General features: G+C 42.9%; 17 protein-coding genes. 12 read left to right on the top strand and 5 right to left on the bottom strand.

Annotated elements, in window-relative coordinates; genetic code table 11:
• Positions 1-130 precede the first annotated feature (130 nt).
• Both UYC_RS0107505 and UYC_RS0107500 read left to right on the top strand, forming a co-directional pair.
• Positions 131-820: a hypothetical protein gene (locus tag UYC_RS0107505; RefSeq protein ID WP_016873773.1), complete on the top strand. Its 690-nt coding sequence runs from the start codon at positions 131-133 to the stop codon at positions 818-820.
• Between the two features lie 128 nt (positions 821-948).
• Complete coding sequence (locus tag UYC_RS0107500; protein ID WP_016873774.1) at positions 949-2,316, top strand: hemolysin family protein; 1,368 nt, start codon at positions 949-951, stop codon at positions 2,314-2,316.
• Positions 2,317-2,347: 31 nt separating this feature from the next.
• Here UYC_RS0107500 and queC read toward each other — a convergent pair whose 3' ends face one another.
• Entirely contained in the window at positions 2,348-3,025 is a 678-nt protein-coding gene (gene queC, locus UYC_RS0107495; RefSeq protein ID WP_016873775.1) for a 7-cyano-7-deazaguanine synthase QueC, read from the bottom strand.
• A gap of 451 nt (positions 3,026-3,476) precedes the next feature.
• Here queC and UYC_RS0107490 point away from each other — a divergent pair, with 451 nt between their 5' ends.
• From UYC_RS0107490 to rdgB, 6 genes are all read left to right on the top strand, one after another.
• Positions 3,477-4,568, top strand: coding sequence for a Gfo/Idh/MocA family protein (locus UYC_RS0107490; RefSeq protein ID WP_016873776.1), 1,092 nt, complete (start codon positions 3,477-3,479; stop codon positions 4,566-4,568).
• Positions 4,569-4,826: 258 nt separating this feature from the next.
• Complete coding sequence (locus tag UYC_RS0107485) at positions 4,827-5,441, top strand: DedA family protein (protein WP_016873777.1); 615 nt, start codon at positions 4,827-4,829, stop codon at positions 5,439-5,441.
• A gap of 258 nt (positions 5,442-5,699) precedes the next feature.
• Positions 5,700-6,842 (top strand): filament morphology actin-like protein FcmB, encoded by a 1,143-nt coding sequence (fcmB, locus tag UYC_RS0107480; protein ID WP_016873778.1) that lies wholly within the window; start codon positions 5,700-5,702, stop codon positions 6,840-6,842.
• Positions 6,843-6,847: 5 nt separating this feature from the next.
• The gene (gene fcmC / locus UYC_RS0107475; RefSeq protein ID WP_200862361.1) at positions 6,848-7,378 is read left to right on the top strand and encodes a filament morphology membrane protein FcmC; all 531 of its coding nucleotides are present in this window, start codon (positions 6,848-6,850) and stop codon (positions 7,376-7,378) included.
• Between the two features lie 320 nt (positions 7,379-7,698).
• Complete coding sequence (locus UYC_RS0107470) at positions 7,699-9,138, top strand: phosphoglucomutase/phosphomannomutase family protein (RefSeq protein ID WP_016873780.1); 1,440 nt, start codon at positions 7,699-7,701, stop codon at positions 9,136-9,138.
• Between the two features lie 115 nt (positions 9,139-9,253).
• Positions 9,254-9,829, top strand: coding sequence for an RdgB/HAM1 family non-canonical purine NTP pyrophosphatase (rdgB, locus tag UYC_RS0107460; protein ID WP_016873781.1), 576 nt, complete (start codon positions 9,254-9,256; stop codon positions 9,827-9,829).
• Between the two features lie 169 nt (positions 9,830-9,998).
• On the opposite strand, the gene UYC_RS0107455 is transcribed toward rdgB, so the two are convergent.
• The 3 genes from UYC_RS0107455 to thiD all read right to left on the bottom strand — a co-directional run bounded on the left by UYC_RS0107455 (position 9,999) and on the right by thiD (position 12,277).
• Complete coding sequence (locus UYC_RS0107455) at positions 9,999-10,337, bottom strand: P-II family nitrogen regulator (protein WP_016873782.1); 339 nt, start codon at positions 10,335-10,337, stop codon at positions 9,999-10,001.
• 380 nt (positions 10,338-10,717) lie between these two features.
• Positions 10,718-11,290 (bottom strand): hypothetical protein, encoded by a 573-nt coding sequence (locus UYC_RS0107450; RefSeq protein WP_016873783.1) that lies wholly within the window; start codon positions 11,288-11,290, stop codon positions 10,718-10,720.
• 171 nt (positions 11,291-11,461) lie between these two features.
• Positions 11,462-12,277, bottom strand: coding sequence for a bifunctional hydroxymethylpyrimidine kinase/phosphomethylpyrimidine kinase (gene thiD, locus UYC_RS0107445; protein WP_016873784.1), 816 nt, complete (start codon positions 12,275-12,277; stop codon positions 11,462-11,464).
• A gap of 357 nt (positions 12,278-12,634) precedes the next feature.
• On the opposite strand from thiD, the gene UYC_RS0107440 reads away from it, so the two are divergent.
• Positions 12,635-13,768, top strand: a complete 1,134-nt coding sequence (locus UYC_RS0107440; protein WP_016873785.1) for a DMT family transporter — start codon at positions 12,635-12,637, stop codon at positions 13,766-13,768.
• A 357-nt stretch (positions 13,769-14,125) separates the two neighbouring features.
• Positions 14,126-15,271: a peptidoglycan-binding protein gene (locus tag UYC_RS0107435; RefSeq protein ID WP_016873786.1), complete on the top strand. Its 1,146-nt coding sequence runs from the start codon at positions 14,126-14,128 to the stop codon at positions 15,269-15,271.
• A gap of 18 nt (positions 15,272-15,289) precedes the next feature.
• On the opposite strand, the gene UYC_RS0107430 is transcribed toward UYC_RS0107435, so the two are convergent.
• Positions 15,290-15,883 carry a MarC family protein gene (locus UYC_RS0107430; RefSeq protein WP_016873787.1) on the bottom strand — a complete coding sequence of 198 codons (594 nt, stop codon included), beginning with the start codon at positions 15,881-15,883 and terminating at the stop codon, positions 15,290-15,292.
• A 225-nt stretch (positions 15,884-16,108) separates the two neighbouring features.
• Between UYC_RS0107430 and UYC_RS0107425 the strand changes: the two genes are divergently transcribed.
• Positions 16,109-16,927 (top strand): carbon-nitrogen hydrolase family protein, encoded by an 819-nt coding sequence (locus UYC_RS0107425; protein ID WP_016873788.1) that lies wholly within the window; start codon positions 16,109-16,111, stop codon positions 16,925-16,927.
• A 122-nt stretch (positions 16,928-17,049) separates the two neighbouring features.
• Entirely contained in the window at positions 17,050-17,541 is a 492-nt protein-coding gene (locus UYC_RS0107420) for a sulfocyanin-like copper-binding protein (RefSeq protein ID WP_235082895.1), read from the top strand.
• The last annotated feature ends 98 nt before the right edge of the window (positions 17,542-17,639 follow it).

Genomic DNA, 17,639 nt, shown 5'->3' with positions numbered 1-17,639 from the left:
CGCGCTAGTAGATAATTTAGATAGTGCAATAGCACAGACTAATACTTAGCTAAGTTCCCTTAAGAATTTAGGTAAGCTAAATTCAATACTTTGATATCAACCAGTATTCTTCTGCCATAGCTTGTCAGCAATGAGAATAAATTCTACTGTTCTTCTTACTTTAACTTTGTTAACTTTGATGTTGGGATCTGGCTCTGTAAGCGCATTTTTAGGATTTGATATAGGGAGTAAAGCACTCAAAGGTGTGACAACTCCAGATTCGCGTCCTACTACCAAGTTCAGCAGCGCCAAGACAGGCAGTTCTCAACATGGAGGAACGCTCTTAAAAGAGGAAGAAATCTTAAAAATTGTCAAAGCGCGCATCGAGGGCAAAACTCGTACTAAGTCAGAAAAAATAGAAGAAGAAGACGAGGAAATAGCTACTAACAAGCAAAAGCAAAAGCCGCAGGAAGAGATTAAAGAAAAACCCCAGGAAGGATTTCCGGTTACGGCTGAAAGTGGGGGTGTAAATTTTTCTGTACAATCTGCTCGCTATTCTGGCGGTGCTTTGCAGTTGCGAGTGAATATGCAGAACAAAGGAAAGGATTCTGTCCGCTTCCTCTATAGCTTTTTGGATATTACAGACAATAAAGGACGAACCCTCAGTGGTAGTACAGATGGCTTGCCATCGGAATTGCCTGCCAACGGGCCAACATTTTCTGGTACAGTGAGTATTCCCACTGCTTTGCTCGACGACGTTAAAAGTATCTCACTCTCGATAACTGATTATCCTGCTCAAAAACTGAAGCTAGAAGTGTCAGATATTCCTGTAGGTAAATAGGGACTAGGGACTGGGGACTAGGAATAAAGAAATATTAATACCCAATCCCTAACACCCAGTCCCCGATAACCGATCCCCGATCCCCGATCACCAATCCCCAAAAGGAGGCATTTAAACTAGCTTTGGTAGTGAGAGATTTTCTAAGTTTGAGTTGGACTGATGTGGAGCTGCGATTGTTATCAGTGCTGCTCCTGATTCTCATCAATGCCTTTTTTGTTACGGCTGAGTTTTCAATGGTGACAGTACGGCGATCGCGCATTCATCAGTTAGTTGAGGCTGGTGACATTCAAGCGCATACCGTTGAGGTTTTGCAACGCAGCATCGATCGATTATTATCTACAACCCAGTTAGGCATTACCCTCTCTAGTTTGGCATTGGGGTGGATTGGAGAAAGTACGATTGTCGTTCTAGTGAAATTGTGGCTGCAATCTTGGCCTTTACCAAGAGGCATGAGTGCTTTTATAGCTCATTCACTATCAATTCCAATTACCTTTTTTTTAATTGCCTATCTTCAAATTGTGTTAGGAGAATTATGTCCTAAATCTGTGGCGATGCTGTACTCAGAACAGTTGGCAAGATTTTTAGGCCCTTCTGTCAGAGCGATTGTACGCTTTTTTAGCCCCTTTATTTGGATTCTCAATCAATCAACGCGCTGTCTGTTGCGATTATTTGGTATAGAATATACAGGTCAAAGCTGGAGACCACCTGTTACTCCAGAAGAATTACAACTTATCATTTCCACAGAACGTGAATCTACTGGTTTGCAAGCTGGAGAACGAGAACTATTAAAAAACGTGTTTGAGTTTGGGGAAGTAACAGCACAAGCGATCATGATTCCCCGCACAAATGTAGTGGCTCTACCTCAAAATGCTACTTTGCAGACTTTTTTTGAGCAAGTGGCAGATACTGGTTACTCTGGCTTCCCTATTATTGGAGAATCTCTAGACGACATTCGTGGCATTGTTTACTTTAAAGACTTAGCCAAACCCTTAACTACAGGTAAGCTCATTCTAGACACACAAATTCAGCCTTGGGTGCATCCAGCACGATTTGTGCCAGAGCAAACGCCGTTGAACGAACTATTACCGATGATGCAGCAAGAGAAGCTAGGGATGGTAGTAGTGGTGGATGAATTTGGTGGAACTGTAGGATTAGTTACGATTCAAGATGTGATTGCCCAAATTATTGGAGAAACTGGTGCAGCAGAAAATACCGATGAGTTACTGATTGAACTGATAGATCGGGGAGTATTTCTGGTGCAAGCACAAATCAACTTAGAGGAGCTAAACGAAGTATTACATCTCGATTTGCCCTTGGGTAAAGATTACCAAACCCTTGGTGGTTTTTTGCTTTACCAATTGCAGAAAGTACCAGAACTTGGTGAAACCTTTTGTTATCAAGATTTGGAATTTACTGTCAGATCGGTTGAAGGGCCTCGTTTGCACCAAATTCAGTTGCGACGCTTAGAAGAGGGGATAGGGGATAGAGGACAGTAAAAACTGTAACCCGTAACCTGTAACCTTTTTCCTACTGTGCATAAACCAACGGATCTTTTAACCCTAGTTCGGCAAAAGCAGCAAGACGCAAGCGACAGGCATCACAAACACCACATGCTATTTCTTTGCCTGCGTAGCAAGACCAAGTTAGCTCCCAGGGAACTCCCAATCGGTTGCCAAGTTGGATAATTTCCGTTTTTTTGAGGTGGAGCAGGGGTGTGAAAATATTTATGGGTTTGCCTTCACGCCCTTGTTTTGTCCCCAAACGAAATACTTCCTGCATTGCCTGGATATAGTCGGGGCGACAATCAGGATATCCAGAGTAGTCCAAAGCGTTAACGCCGATGTAGATACGTTCAGCACCGAGAGTTTCGGCATAAGCGAGGGCAAAGCTTAAGAAGATGGTATTTCGCGCCGGCACATAGGTAACAGGAATATTTTGCGACATTTCTTCTAGGGAGCGCCCTGTGGGTAAATCAATTGCGTTGTCTGTAAGTGCCGAGCCTCCCCACTGTCGTAAGTCAAAAGTTACCACTTGATGTTGCAATACGCCTGCTGCTTGTGCGATCGCTAATGCTGATTGTAACTCTCGTCGATGTCGTTGCTGATAGTCAAAGGAAATGGTATAACACTCACAACCATCTGCTAGTGCTTGGTAGAGAACTGTGGAAGAGTCTAATCCCCCAGACAGTAGAATTACAGCTTTCATCTATCGATAATTATTTTATTTGATTTTCAATTTTTAATTACTGACTTTACTAGAGGTGACTTCTAATTCAAAATTATGAAGAATACTTTCTCAGTGTTTGGTAATTTAACAGACAAAAACCAATGTGGTTTAACTGGTATTTAGTCAAATTATTATACCGTTAAATCAGCTTTGTCAGTACGAAATGATGAGAATAGCACACTTCACACTTACTTTTTTGCAGTAAGCAATATGACGAAAAATATGCTACGTAGCGTTGCAAATAACACACTAAACTCTACTAAATATACAAAACAGAGGCTGGTGGTGGGAACTCATAACAAACTTTGAAATTCTTCATAAATAGAACCTCTATGTTACCATCTGGATGGTTTTAGACGACTCGTCACTGGCAATTAAAGTATCAAAGCCAACGACCGTAGCGTCTCTAAATTTGGTGGTTGAGGAGAGAATGAGAGTGCAAGATAGCAGCATGTCAGCAGGAGAACAGAACGGACACGGACAGCGCACCCAACCCCGCCCAATTCGCATAGGCGTCATCGGGGTGGGTAACATGGGTCAGCATCATGCCCGTGTCCTGAGTTCGATGAAAGACGTTGAACTGGTTGGTGTAGCAGATATTAATGTTGAGCGAGGATTAGAAACCGCCAGCAGATACAAGGTGCGTTTTTTTGAGGATTACTGTGACCTGCTGCCCCATGTGGAAGCAGTTTGCATTGCCGTTCCCACGCGCCTGCATTACGCCGTCGGCATTACCTGTCTTTTGGCAGGAATTCATGTTTTGATTGAAAAGCCAATTGCTGCAAGTATTTCTGAAGCAGAATCGCTAGTAAATGCGGCAGCTGAGTCTGGGTGTATTTTGCAAGTAGGTCACATTGAGCGTTTCAGTCCAGCATTTCAAGAATTAAGCAAAGTCTTAAAAACTGAGGAAGTACTGGCTCTAGAGGCGCATCGAATGAGTCCTTATTCAAATCGCGCCAATGATGTCTCGGTTGTCTTGGATTTAATGATCCACGATATTGACCTACTTTTAGAATTGGCTGCCTCTCCAGTAGTCAAATTGACAGCTAGTGGCAACCGCACTTTGGACTCTGGTTATTTAGATTACGTGTCTGCAACCTTGGGATTTGCTAATGGTATTGTCGCTACTCTGACTGCCAGCAAAGTTACTCACCGCAAGATCCGTACCATTGTCGCTCATTGTAAAAATTCATACACAGAGGCAGATTTTCTCAAAAACGAAATTTTGATTCACCGACATATTACTGGTAACTCAATAACGGACTATCGGCAAATACTTTATAAACAGGATGGCTTGATTGAAAAAGTTTACACTAGCAATACAGACAAGTTAGGTGCAGAATTGGAACATTTTGTCAACTGTGTGCGCGGTGGCAATCAACCTTCAGTTGGTGGCGAACAGGCACTCAAAGCTTTGAGATTGGCGAGTTTAGTTGAACAGATGGCTTTGGAGGAAAAAGTTTGGAATCCATTAGATTGGGAATCTGAACCGAGAGTGCAATCTTTAACACCCACTGTTTAACAAGAGTGGGCAATTCAAAAACTGGGAGAGTGGGAAGTAAGCAATTACCTTTCCCTTCTCCCTTTTTCTGTAGAGGTGGTAGTGGTTAGTCATTAGTCAATGGTCATTAGTCATTTGTTAGTGGTTAGTAGTTCTCCTCTGCCCCTGAAGCTCCCCTGCTCCCCCTCTCCGCGTCCCCTTGTCTCCCCTACTTCCCATAGAGCGATCGCTCTGAAATTTAGTAACTAGACTTTGATAGCAACTATAGGAATCTACTGAATGACGGATTGGATTAAAACGACTATAGAATCTTTAGGCTACGTGGGCATTGCTCTGTTGATGTTCTTAGAGAACTTGTTTCCGCCTATACCTTCAGAGCTAATTATGCCACTGGCAGGATATACAGCAAATTTACCAGGGGCAAAGCTTAATATTTACGGCGTGTTTTTTGCAGGGTTAATGGGTTCAGTCCTGGGTGCGTTGATTTGGTACTATCCTGGCAAGTTTTTAAGCGAAAAACGCTTGCAAGCATTAGCTGATAAATACGGCAGTTGGTTGGGAATATCTAACAAAGATATTATCCAGGCAAAGCACTGGTTTAATAAGCAAGGTAAAAAAGCTGTTTTGATTGGTCGGCTTGTGCCTGGAGTTCGTACTTTGATTTCTATTCCGGCAGGTATTAGCAATATGCACCTGCCATCTTTCTTATTTTATACAACTGTGGGTAGCGGATGCTGGGTAGGTTTGCTAACATACACAGGATACGTGTTGGGTAGTCAATATGAACTTGTGGACAAGTACCTCGCTCCTGTATCCAAATTTGTGCTTGGGGGTCTAATCCTGGCATTTGCGTTCTGGATACTAAAACGTAAGCGCAAAAGTAGGAGAAGGTAAAGAACTTGTCCCCTATAAAATTACAAAAACAGTTTTTTAGTGTAAAAAAGTATCGTTGCGAGGGGCAAACCTTCGCTATTTCCTTGTTCACTCACGTTACCTTCAATCCAGCAATTTGAAGTATAAATTGCACTAAGCTATTCAGTAATCATTGGTAAGTTTGCTGCCATAGTTGACACCACCAAGAATTTCTGATACACGAATTTTGTAAGATGAGCATGGTAACTTGTTAAAGCTAAGTAAGTACTAGGAGCTTTCATGACAGACCAACCAACTGCCGCCACCCCGATGAATGCCGCTGCTATACCTATGAATAGAGTTTCGGCATCTACTCCCATTAATGCCAATCCCGTAGTACCTAATAACTCAGCTACTGGGAAAAAAATTCTGAGTGTTGATTTAGGTAGAACTTCCACAAAAGCCTGCATTACCCGCGAGCCTGGCAATGTGATATTTATTTCTGCCAACGTCAAAGAAATGTCAATGGAACAGGTGCGGGGAGGTGTATTTGAAGCCCGTGCCACAGATCCCTTGATGGATTTATGGTTGGAGTATCAAGGCAGTGGATACGCTGTAGGTCAACTGGCAGCAGATTTTGGTGCCAATTTAGGAGTGGGTCAATCTAAGGTCGAAGACGCACTGGTAAAAACTTTGGCTTGTGCTGGTTACTTCAAGCTCAAAGACGAAATCTCTGTTGTGGTGGGTTTGCCTTACCTTTCTCAAGAGCAGTTTGAAAAGGAAAAAGCCCAGTTAATTAGCCAATTGGAAGGCCCCCATGTTATGAACTTTCGCGGCGAATCGGTGTCGCTGAACGTTAATAAGGTATGGGTGATGCCAGAAGGTTATGGCAGTCTACTGTGGTGTGAAGGCAAACCCCAAAAAGGTGCGATGCCCGATTTTACTAAAGTTTCGGCTGCGATTGTCGATATTGGACATCAAACTATTGATTGTTTGATGGTAGATAATTTCCGCTTTGCAAGAGGGGCTTCTAAGAGCGAAGACTTCGGGATGAGCAAGTTTTATGAACTAGTAGCTGCCGAAGTTGAAGGATCTGATAGCCAATCTCTAGCCTTGATTGCTGCTGTGAATCGTCCCAAAGGCGATCGCTTCTACCGGCCTCGCGGTGCCAGCAAGCCTGCTAACTTAGATGATGTTCTCCCTAATCTCACCGAAATGTTTTCGCGGGAAATTTGCAGCCGTGTGCTAGCATGGCTACCAGAGCGCGTCACCGATGTAATTCTCACCGGCGGTGGTGGAGAGTATTTCTGGGAAGACGTTCAACGTCTGCTGAAAGAAGCAAAAATTAATGCCCATTTGGCTTCCCCATCTCGGCAGGCTAACGCTCTAGGACAATATATATACGCAGAAGCACAGCTTGCCAACCGCTCTCCTAAAGCTTAACTCGAATGTTCCAATGGTCAAAAAAGGTAGTTAAATCGGTTACGTTCAACCCAGGGGTGGCTGACGAAAGCTTGTTGACGCTTGTCGAAAGCCATTTGGAGAAAGAACCCGAAAAAACTTTCAGCGACCTCTGTAAAGAGGCCCTCTGGCAGTCTTTATGCGTACCGGAATCTGTACGACCAAACCCGCAGCCACCTCCGCCATCGACAACAATACCAGCAGCAGGGGGATTGGAACCGCAAATTGCCGATCTGCAAAGTCAATTGGCTGACCTGGAGGAACGTTTTTTTGCTAATACATCTCATCGATTGGAGATGATGGAACGCCACCTGATGCAACTGAGTCAACAAGTTGCGCAGTTAGGCATGATGGTCAATAAGTTGCAAGTCACCCAGACCTCGACTCAATCACAACCAGTAGTAGAAGTATTAAATAATACTCATACTAACAATACCACTACTACTGCTGCTGTCACACCTCCCCAAGAGGTAGACCCTTTGATTAGTCGTCTAAGCCAGTATCTGGATGATTTCTAGGAAAAAACTTACAGTGTGAGAATATTTTTCTACTGTGTATCTCCTTAGTAGTATTTCCTATTAAGGAGGTTTAATATATTTCATAATAATTAGAAACTACAGTGATACCATTTCACGTTAATTGCGATACATATGAATTTTGCCCAGACACGATATATCGCGTCTGGGCATGGTCTGTATTTGGATCAGATTTTTAGTATTCTTTTACTGTAATCAACATTAGTTTGTTGCTTGCATAGTACTTTGATACCCGGCTCATTTCTTACTGAGCTCCCTGGGTCAATGATAAAATCCTCCTTAACAGAAGTTGGGATACCTCGATGCCAGTTGCTGCTAACTCAATCAAATTTGGTACAGACGGCTGGCGCGGTGTTATTGGTGATGAGTTCACTTTTGAACGTCTAGCCTTAGTCGCGCCAATCGCAGCAAAAGTCTTATTTGAAACCTACGGAGACAAAGTAGGCAATCGAACGATTGTAGTTGGTTATGATCGCCGATTTATGGCAGAAGACTTTGCTTGGAAAGTTGCTAGTGTTGTATCTGCTGCCGGATTTGATGTGCTGTTTAGCGAGACTTATGCACCAACCCCGGCTTTTAGTTGGGCGGCAAAACAGCGTCATACCTTGGGTGCGTTGGTAATCACTGCCAGTCATAACCCCGGACAGTATTTGGGCTTAAAAGTTAAAAGTGCATTTGGTGGTTCTGCCCCGCCAGAAGTTACCAAAAAGATAGAAGCGTTATTAGTAGAGGAATTACCTCCTGCATCCATACCAGGCAAGATAGAAAGATTTAATCCTTGGGAAAATTATTGTCAAGAGTTAGCAAAAAAAGTTAACATCGCGACAATTCGCGATGCTATTAACTCTGGCAAGCTGACGCTATTTGCTGATGTGATGCATGGTGCAGCAGCAGGGGGGCTAGCAATGTTACTTGGCGATCAGGTTAGGGAAATTAATAGCGATCGCGATCCTACCTTTGAGGGTGGTGCGCCGGAACCCTTGCCGAAGTATCTTTCTCGCCTCTTTCAAATCATGCGAACTCATAGAAAAGAGCATCCGACAAGCTTAACGGTGGGATTAGTATTTGATGGTGACTGCGATCGCATAGCTGCTGTGGATGGTGCAGGTAATTTTCTGAGTTCACAAATTTTAATTCCGATTTTAATTGACCATTTGACTCTGCGGCGCAGCTTTAGCGGCGAAATTGTTAAAACCGTTAGTGGTTCTGATTTGATTCCTCGCGTAGCAGCATTACATAAATTATCAGTATTTGAGACAGCAGTAGGTTACAAATACATCGCTGACAGAATGCTAGCAACAAGAGTATTGCTTGGCGGCGAAGAGTCAGGAGGAATTGGTTATGGCAGCCATATTCCAGAACGAGATGCACTGCTGTCGGCATTGTATGTACTAGAAGCGATCGTCGAATCTGGATTGGATTTAAGTGATTATTACCGTCGCTTGCAGGAACAGACAGGTTTTACATCCGCATACGATCGCATTGATTTACCCTTATCTAGCATGGAAGTGCGAAATCGGCTTTTAGAACAATTGCAAAAGCAGCCGTTAAAAGAAATTGTCGGTAAACCAGTAATTGATTGTCAAACAATAGATGGTTACAAATTCCGTCTCGTAGATGATAGCTGGTTAATGATTCGTTTTAGCGGTACGGAGCCAGTTTTACGTCTTTACTGCGAAGCACCTACACTCGAACAGGTGCATCAAACTTTGGCTTGGGCTAAACAGTGGGCAGAATCATAAAAGGGCAGAAGGCAGGAGGCAGTAGGCAGAAGGAAAGAAGACAAGGAGAGGGGGAGCAGGGGAGCGGAGGGGCAGAGGAGCACCAGGAGAACTACTAACTAATGACTAATGACTAATGACTAAATTACTTGTAGTTGCTACAGGAAATCCAGGTAAGTTACGGGAAATGCAAGCTTACCTGGCTAATTCTGGGTGGGAATTAACGCTAAAACCTGAAGAATTAGAAATTGAAGAAACAGGGGAAACTTTTGCTGCGAATGCGTGTCTTAAAGCATCCCAAGTCGCACAAGCAACAGGTAATTGGGCGATCGCCGATGATTCTGGTTTAGAGGTAGATGCTTTAAATGGCGTACCAGGAGTTTATTCGGCACGTTATGGCAACACCGATACCGAACGTATTGGTAGATTATTGAGGGAATTGGGTGATGAATCGAATCGCCAAGCCCAATTTGTTTGTGCAATAGCGATCGCTCGTCCCGATGGTGCGATCGTTCTACAATCAGAAGGTATTTGTCGTGGTGAAATTCTTCATGCACCCCGTGGCAATGGTGGTTTTGGCTACGATCCCATCTTTTACGTACCAGAGAAGCAAATGAGCTTTGCTGAGATGACACCAGAATTAAAGCGCACAATTAGCCATCGAGGTAAAGCTTTTGCAGATTTACTTCAAAAGTTGCCAAGTTTAGAATAGAAGGCAGAAGGCAGAAAGTAAAGAAAGTTTTTTCATTCGTTCTATTGTAGACAGTTCATGACAGCTACTTAGCTAGTTGTTAGTTGTTAGTCGTTAATTGTTAGTTATTTCCCACTAACTACTAACTACTAACTACTAACCAATTTTCATTAGCTATTAACCAAATTCCTTACACCGCTTCTGTATTCTTTTCTCCAGTACGAATCCGCACAACTTGTTCTACGGGCGATATAAATATTTTACCGTCGCCGATTTCCCCAGTACGGGCAGCAGAGATAATTTTCTCTACTACCATATCCACTTGATTGTCCTCAACGACAATTTCCAGTTTAAGTTTTTGTAAAAACTCAACAGTATACTCAGAACCCCGGTAACGTTCAGTTTGCCCCTTTTGACGTCCAAATCCTCGGACTTCAGAAACAGTCATTCCAACTATACCAGCATTGACTAAAGCTATTTTCACCTCATCAAGCTTAAAGGGACGGATGATAGCCTCTACTTTTTTCATTTTTGTCTCCTGTTATTTTTGAGTAGCTTCTATTTATCTAATCAGATCCTTTGTCTAGAGTTTTAACGAGTAGCGCAACCCATATTTATTAAAAAGTATGATAAGTTACAAATTCTTTAAGTATATTTCTTACTCATTAAACAGTCCAGTCATCAATAAATAATACTTATGTATATTAATTGAAGTAGCAATTTGGGGGCAATTGGCGGAGCTACTATTTTTTAACAATTAATACTAGTGTTATCACTTAGGTTTAAATAAGGTTAGCAGCATCAGAAAGCCAATTTGTATAGTACAGATGTTGATAAGGAACTAACCAGCTTCACAAAAGGTTGAAAGCTAAAAATTATGCATGACTTTTGCTTGTCAAGGTAAAGACACTAACGAGTTTGGTTTGCGAAAAAAGGACGTACAACTAAATAACCGGCTCCAAAACCCAGAAATATTATTAATGCGATCGCTATCCACAACAACCAGTTATTGATTTCTCCTGGTTCTGGCTGACTGAAAGGATAAGCTACAACTTCCTGCCCTTCTACGAATATGGGTGCTGACATATAATCAGGAATTTCCATTTCTGTGTAAGCAACTGATGGACGTGGGCGGGGAGCTTGCTGACGGGGATGCTTGACATTCGCTTGACGTTTAGGATCGCTCTTAATATCAGGAGCAGAACGGGAAACTTGGTGATAATGACTTTGAGTTTGAGTAGGAGTATCAAGCAGATTTTGCAAGTGTAAAACAGACTGAACGGTTTTGGCAATTTCTTCCCGAAGTAGTTGATTTTCTTGCAGTAGTTGATGATTTCTGGCAGTAAGCGCATCCATCTTTGCCTGTGCAGCTTGCAACTCTGCTGCCAATTCCCGATATACAGATAGTGGCACAGAAGGTGAGTAGGCTTGGGCGGTTGTACTCTTGTTATGGGTATAAACAGAATTGTTTACTGTTCGCATTTGTAGTTCACGAGTAAAAATGAGACAAAAAAGCTAGAGATATGCCCAAGAATAATAGAAAAATACTCTAAGGGCAAAGGTTTGTTTATTTACACTTTCTAATCCGGGATATAAAAGCAAATATACCCACTAAAAACCTAATTTTTACTTATTTCCTCATGCCAAGTCTAGTCATAATAACGCATAAAAATGTCCAACTGGGCCTTGTCCTTTGCCAATATCTAAAGCGTAAGAGAGTGCATTGGTGACAAACTCCTTGGCTTGTCGCACCGCTGTTAATAAGTCATCGCCCTTTGCCAGATTTGCAGCGATCGCCGCTGATAATGTACAACCAGTACCATGAGTATTTTTCGTATCTACTTGTTTTGTTGTCAAAGTTTCCATTTTTTGCCCATCAAACCAGATATCTACTCCCCGCCCGTTACCCGGCATACCACCACCTTTAACTAACACAACCTTCACTTTTAGATTGCGATGAATGATATGGGCAGCAGCACGCATATCATCTAGGGTATTAATTTGTAAACCGCTTAAAATTTGAGCTTCGTAACGATTTGGCGTCACAATCGTTGCTAGTGGTATCAGGGCATCGCGGAGAGTTTTCACAGCGTCGTCATCAATCAATTGCGCCCCTGTACGCGACACCATCACCGGATCGACTACTAAATTGTTGATTTGTAACGCTTCCACCTGCTGGGCAACTGCAGCAATAATTTCTTTGTTGAGTAACATTCCCGTCTTTGCCGCTTGGATGCCGATATCCTCAACTACTGCCTGAATTTGGGCAATAACCGCTTCAGGTGGCATGGCATCAACTCGCATCACACCCAAAGTATTTTGGGCTGTAACACAGGTGATGGCGCTAGTACCGTGGACACAGTGAAAAGCAAAAGTACGCAGATCGGCTTGAATTCCTGCACCGCCGCCACTATCTGAACCAGCAATAGTTAAAGCAACGGGTATGGTAGATGTGATGTTGGTATTCATAGGTGTTTTGAAGGCAACAGGTGATAGGTTACAGGTTACAGTTTTCCCTATCCCCTGTTCCCTATTTCCTATTTTCTTAGCGATCGCTTCTAGTGAATTTGGTTGTAATTATCATGTTCGTCTAATTAGTTATAATCAACACTCGTGAAAACTCTCTGCGCCTCTGCGTGAGCTTTAATCATAATTGGTTAATTCACATCTTCTAGCTTGCTAAAAGTACAGCTTTGAGTATGAGATAAGGCTGTCAATCACTGAATGCGATCGCAACTGAGTATTCTTTCCTTCACAAAACGAAATGATTCGGTAAAATTAGGTAAAGCATTTTTGCAGTTGTGAAAAAAAGGCGTCAGCAATTCCATGCAGCTGAAACTCAGTGCATCTCGGCTTCCCCTCGCTCCCCTACTCCTAATCGCCCCATTCTTCTTGTGGGGTACGGCTATGGTGGCGATGAAAGGAGTTATTTCCCACACCACACCACTATTCATGGCGGGAGTGCGTATCTTACCAGCCGGGATACTGATTTTGATTGCAGCGGCAATTATGGGCAAACCCCAGCCTAGAGGTTGGGCAGCTTGGTTGTGGATTGTTTTATTTGCCCTAGTAGATGGAACGTTATTTCAAGGTTTTTTGGCAGAAGGATTGGTTAGAACTGGTGCAGGATTAGGCTCAGTGATGATTGATTCTCAGCCATTGGCTGTGGCTTTGATGTCTTCTTGGTTATTTCAGGAAAGAATTGGCTTGTGGGGATGGCTGGGGCTATTACTGGGCGTCACGGGTATTAGTTTGATTGGCTTACCTGATGAGTGGATTCTGGGTATTTTTTCTCATCCCACTCTTGCGCTCTCCCACTTTTTAGGGCAGGCACAAGGCACTTTAGGGCAAGCACAAGGCGCTGCCCCTACACTCCCACTCCTTGACTCCTTGTTTCAAAGCGGCGAATGGTTAATGCTGTTGGCGGCGCTAAGTATGGCTGTAGGAACAATTTTAATCAGGTTTGTTAGTCGCTACGCCGATCCTGTAACAGCCACAGGTTGGCATATGATTTTGGGTGGTTTACCTTTGTGGGCGATTTCATCAGTTACAGAATCGCAGCAATTGCCGAATTTAGTAGCATCTGATTGGCTCGCTTTGGCTTACGCCACAGTATTTGGTAGCGCGATCGCCTACGGATTATTTTTCTATTTTGCCTCTAGGGGCAATCTTACTAGTCTCAGTTCTTTGACTTTCCTTACTCCCGTATTTGCCCTGCTATTTGGCAATTTGTTGCTCAAGGAAATTCTTAGTCCCTTACAGTGGGGAGGGGTTGGTTTGACTTTAATCAGCATCTATTTGATCAACCAGCGCGATTCCTTAGCAGGGGCAAGTAAGAATGAAAGTGTACCAGAACAAATAATTACCAAACAACAGCAGCCTGTTTTAGAAACTTCTGGGAAAAAACTGAATTCTCTAACCGTACCCGTAAGAGAATCCGAACCAAAAATTTTACCCTAGAAGAATTTGCGATAATACTAATTGTGAAATATAGGGGCTGTATAGGATCGAGTGATGTCTGAACTTTCCCAAATAGCTTAGATGCTCTCTCCGTCAGAGGTTTCTTGAAAGCAGGCTACTGGCGTCGCTACCATCCTCTACAAATGGAACAAACAAGTCAAATCCTCTTTCCTACCTACGGTAGGCGCGCAGCGACTTCTGCAAGTAGCCGCTACGCGTCTACTGCCTCCTGCCTTGCTTCTTAAGAAACATTACTTGTCATTCTTTGGGATAAAACTTAACATTTAGCCAAATACAAGTTATTTTGCGGTATTTTACTGGCAATCCACTTTTGGATGAAATTTGCGACATGAGAGTATGTTCTCAATTTTGATCGTCATCGGCTTTACTCGCTTAAGTTTAGACTACATTCCAGCAAACGCAGCTATATCAAAACCAGCTTATGAATTCCTAAATCTTGCTCAAGCTAGTTTGCAAGACAGGAGCAAGCAGCCAATTCTCAAACTTGGCAGTACAGGGAATGAAGTCAAGACACTACAAACCCAACTCCAAGAATTAGGTTACTACGATGGTGTGATAGATGGACAGTACGGTACAGCCACGCTTGATGCTGTGATTAAATTTCAGCAAAACCGAAATTTGGCAGCAAATGGAATTGCTAGTAACCAAACTACGAAACTGCTGGAAGCAGAAGTAGAAAACAAATCTATTGTCGCCAATGTGACTCCGCAGGCTGCCCAACAGAAACAGGCATCTAAAAGGCACAGTTTTTTGTGGTGGTTGCTTGTGGCGATCGCTCTTTTGGGAAGTGCTGGCGCACTGTTATACCTTATTAAATCGCTTAGTAAAGTCAAAAAAAATGCATCCACAGACACTTCCGAGCCAGACACTTCTACTCAAGCTCAAACGAACTCAGTTACACAACCTTCACAAAAGTTAGAAACTACAGTTAATCAAGATTCTCCTAGCTCTAATGGCATTACTCCCCAAGCAGTTAATACACCCCAACCAAAAAAATTACTACCAACAGTAGCAACTCCCCAACTTGCCAAAGTCAATATTGTTGAGGAACTGATCAAAGACTTGAATAGCCCTGATCCGATAGAGCGAGCGAGAGCAATTTGGGATTTGGGGCAACAAGGAGATTCACGAGCAATTCAGCCATTGGTGGATCTGATGATTGATGCAGATTCACAACAGCGTAGTTTAATTTTGGCTGCTTTGGCAGAAATTGGCACTCGTACCCTCAAACCAATGAACCGGGCTTTAGCAATGTCCTTGCAAGACGAAAGTCCCCAAGTACGGCAAAATGCTATTCGCGATCTGACTCGCGTGTATGACATGATCGCTCAAATCAGCCAGATGTTATGTCATGCAGTGCAAGATTCCGACGCTGAAGTTCAAGCGACAGCACGATATGCTCTTGCACAAATGCATCGCATTCGTAGCTTGTCCTCTCAGGAAAATTTACCGGGAAGTTCAACAACAGAATCTCAAAATTGACACCTTGAGGATTTCAAGCTAACTCAAAAACAACTCTCTAATTCCTGTACTGCCAATTTCCACCGCCAACGCTGCTAAAAGAAAGCCTAGAAGTTGAGTAATAATTACTTCACCTTCTGCACCGATCCAATTATCAATAAAATTTGCCTGTCGCAAAATTAACCAACTGACGAACATGGCTGCGATAATCCCCACAACTACGCTAATATGCGGACTAGGAGATTCCGACATTAATAACATTACAGATGTCAGTGTGCCAGGCCCAGCTAATAGTGGCAATGCTAAAGGAGTAATTGCCACATCACGCTCTTTGTCAATTACTGGAGTATCCAATTCTCCTTGTAACATTTGTAAAGCAATTAATAACAGCAGCAGCCCTCCAGCTACTCGTAAAGATGCCATACTGACATCTAAGTAACTCAAAATGAATTTACCAGCACAGGCAAATAGTAAAAGCACTGCTATTGCCACTAAAATGGCTTTATCTATGACTTTGTTTCTTTGCTGTGCTTCCATACCTTTGGTGAGAACCAAAAGTATTGGTATATTACCGATCGCATCCGCAAGTACAAAGACAGCAACAAAAGTTTTAATTAGAACAGACGTGTCCACAGCAGATAGGATCTATCAGGGGTTTCTAACAACTTAACGTGAATCCTGTCCAATTTTCTAGCAGCGGTAGGAAGATGAAGGGGAGAGGCGGAGACAGGGGGACAAGGAGAAGGGGGAGACAAGGGGACAAGGGGAGGAATAGACAAGCAACCTATTAACTACTAACTACTAACCACTAACTAATGACTATTTGATAATCTATTTTGCATAACATTTGCTGAGTCTATGAAATCTTATTTAGCTGCTGCTATTCAAATGACAAGTGTGCCTGAGTTGGAAAAAAATTTGGCACAAGCTGAGGAATTAATCGATTTAGCCGTGCGTCAGGGTGCGGAATTGGTTGGGTTGCCAGAAAATTTCCCTTTTATGGGAGATGAAAAGGACAAACTTGCTCAAGCGGATGCGATCGCTCAAAAAACAGAAAATTTCTTGACAAAAATGGCGCAGCGTTATCAAATTACCATCTTGGGTGGTGGTTTTCCGGTTCCTGTGCAGGGTACAGGCAAAGTTTATAACACTGCTTTACTCATCGCTCCCAATGGTCAAGAATTGCTACGTTACCACAAAGTACACTTGTTTGATGTTAACGTCCCCGATGGCAACACCTATCGAGAATCAACTACTGTGATGGCTGGCACAGTTCTGCCCTCTATTTATCCTAGCGAAACATTGGGTAACATTGGACTTTCAGTTTGTTATGATGTCCGCTTCCCAGAAGTTTACCGCCATATGTCATCTAAGGGGGCAGATATTCTTTTTGTTCCTGCCGCCTTTACTGCATTTACGGGTAAAGATCACTGGCAAGTATTGTTGCAAGCTCGTGCCATTGAAAACACTTGCTATGTGATTGCACCAGCTCAAACAGGAGTAAACTACGATCGCCGTCAAACCCACGGACACGCCATGATTATCGATCCTTGGGGAGTAATTTTAGCCGATGCGGGTGAGAAACCGGGAGTTGCGATCGCCGAAGTTAATCCCTCGCGCATCGAACAAGTCAGACGTCAAATGCCGTCTCTCCAACACCGAGTCTTTCATTCATAAGGGAACAGGGAACAGGCAATAGGCAATAGATAATAAGTACTTAAGAGACGTGAGCGATCGCGTCTCTTAGATTTAGCTTTCAATTATAAAAAAAGTAGTTTTATAGCAGTAGGTATAAAAAATTGAACAAGCGAATTTGGAAATTTTACTTAATGGCGATCGCATCGTTATTAATGTGTTGGGCGTGTAGTACAAACGATCCGGCACAGCAAGCAACTACTCAATCTCCAGGTGGAGTAGCTTCACCGCCTGTTTCTGGTGCCAATACAGTTCAAGTAACCGTCAAGGAAATGGCATTCCAGCTATCACAATCAACAATCCCGGCAGGAGATGTAGAATTTGTGGTTACTAATGAAGGTAGACTGGCACACGAAATGGAAGTCATCAAAACTGACTTACCAATCGAGAAATTGCCACTGACAAATAGCGATCGCTTAGATACACAGAAGGCTGGAAAAAAAATTGGTGAGATAGGAGAAGATGAACTTAAAAGTGGCACAACCAAAACACTCAAAGTGAACTTAACTCCTGGTAAATATTTGATAGTTTGTAACTTACCAGGACACTTTCAAGCAGGAATGAGAAGCATACTTACAGTGGCACAAAATAAATAACCGGGGGCATAAACGCTTCCCGGCTGTGTCAAACTAGTGATAACAATTTTCAGGAAAATAGGGACACAGCTATTGGATGTCCCTATTTAATTTCCCAG

The organism is Chlorogloeopsis fritschii PCC 6912 (assembly GCF_000317285.1).
Classification (GTDB): Bacteria; Cyanobacteriota; Cyanobacteriia; order Cyanobacteriales; family Nostocaceae; genus Chlorogloeopsis; species Chlorogloeopsis fritschii.
The sequence above is the reverse complement of the archived record's forward strand: the minus strand, read 5'-3'. Positions and strand labels throughout refer to the sequence as shown.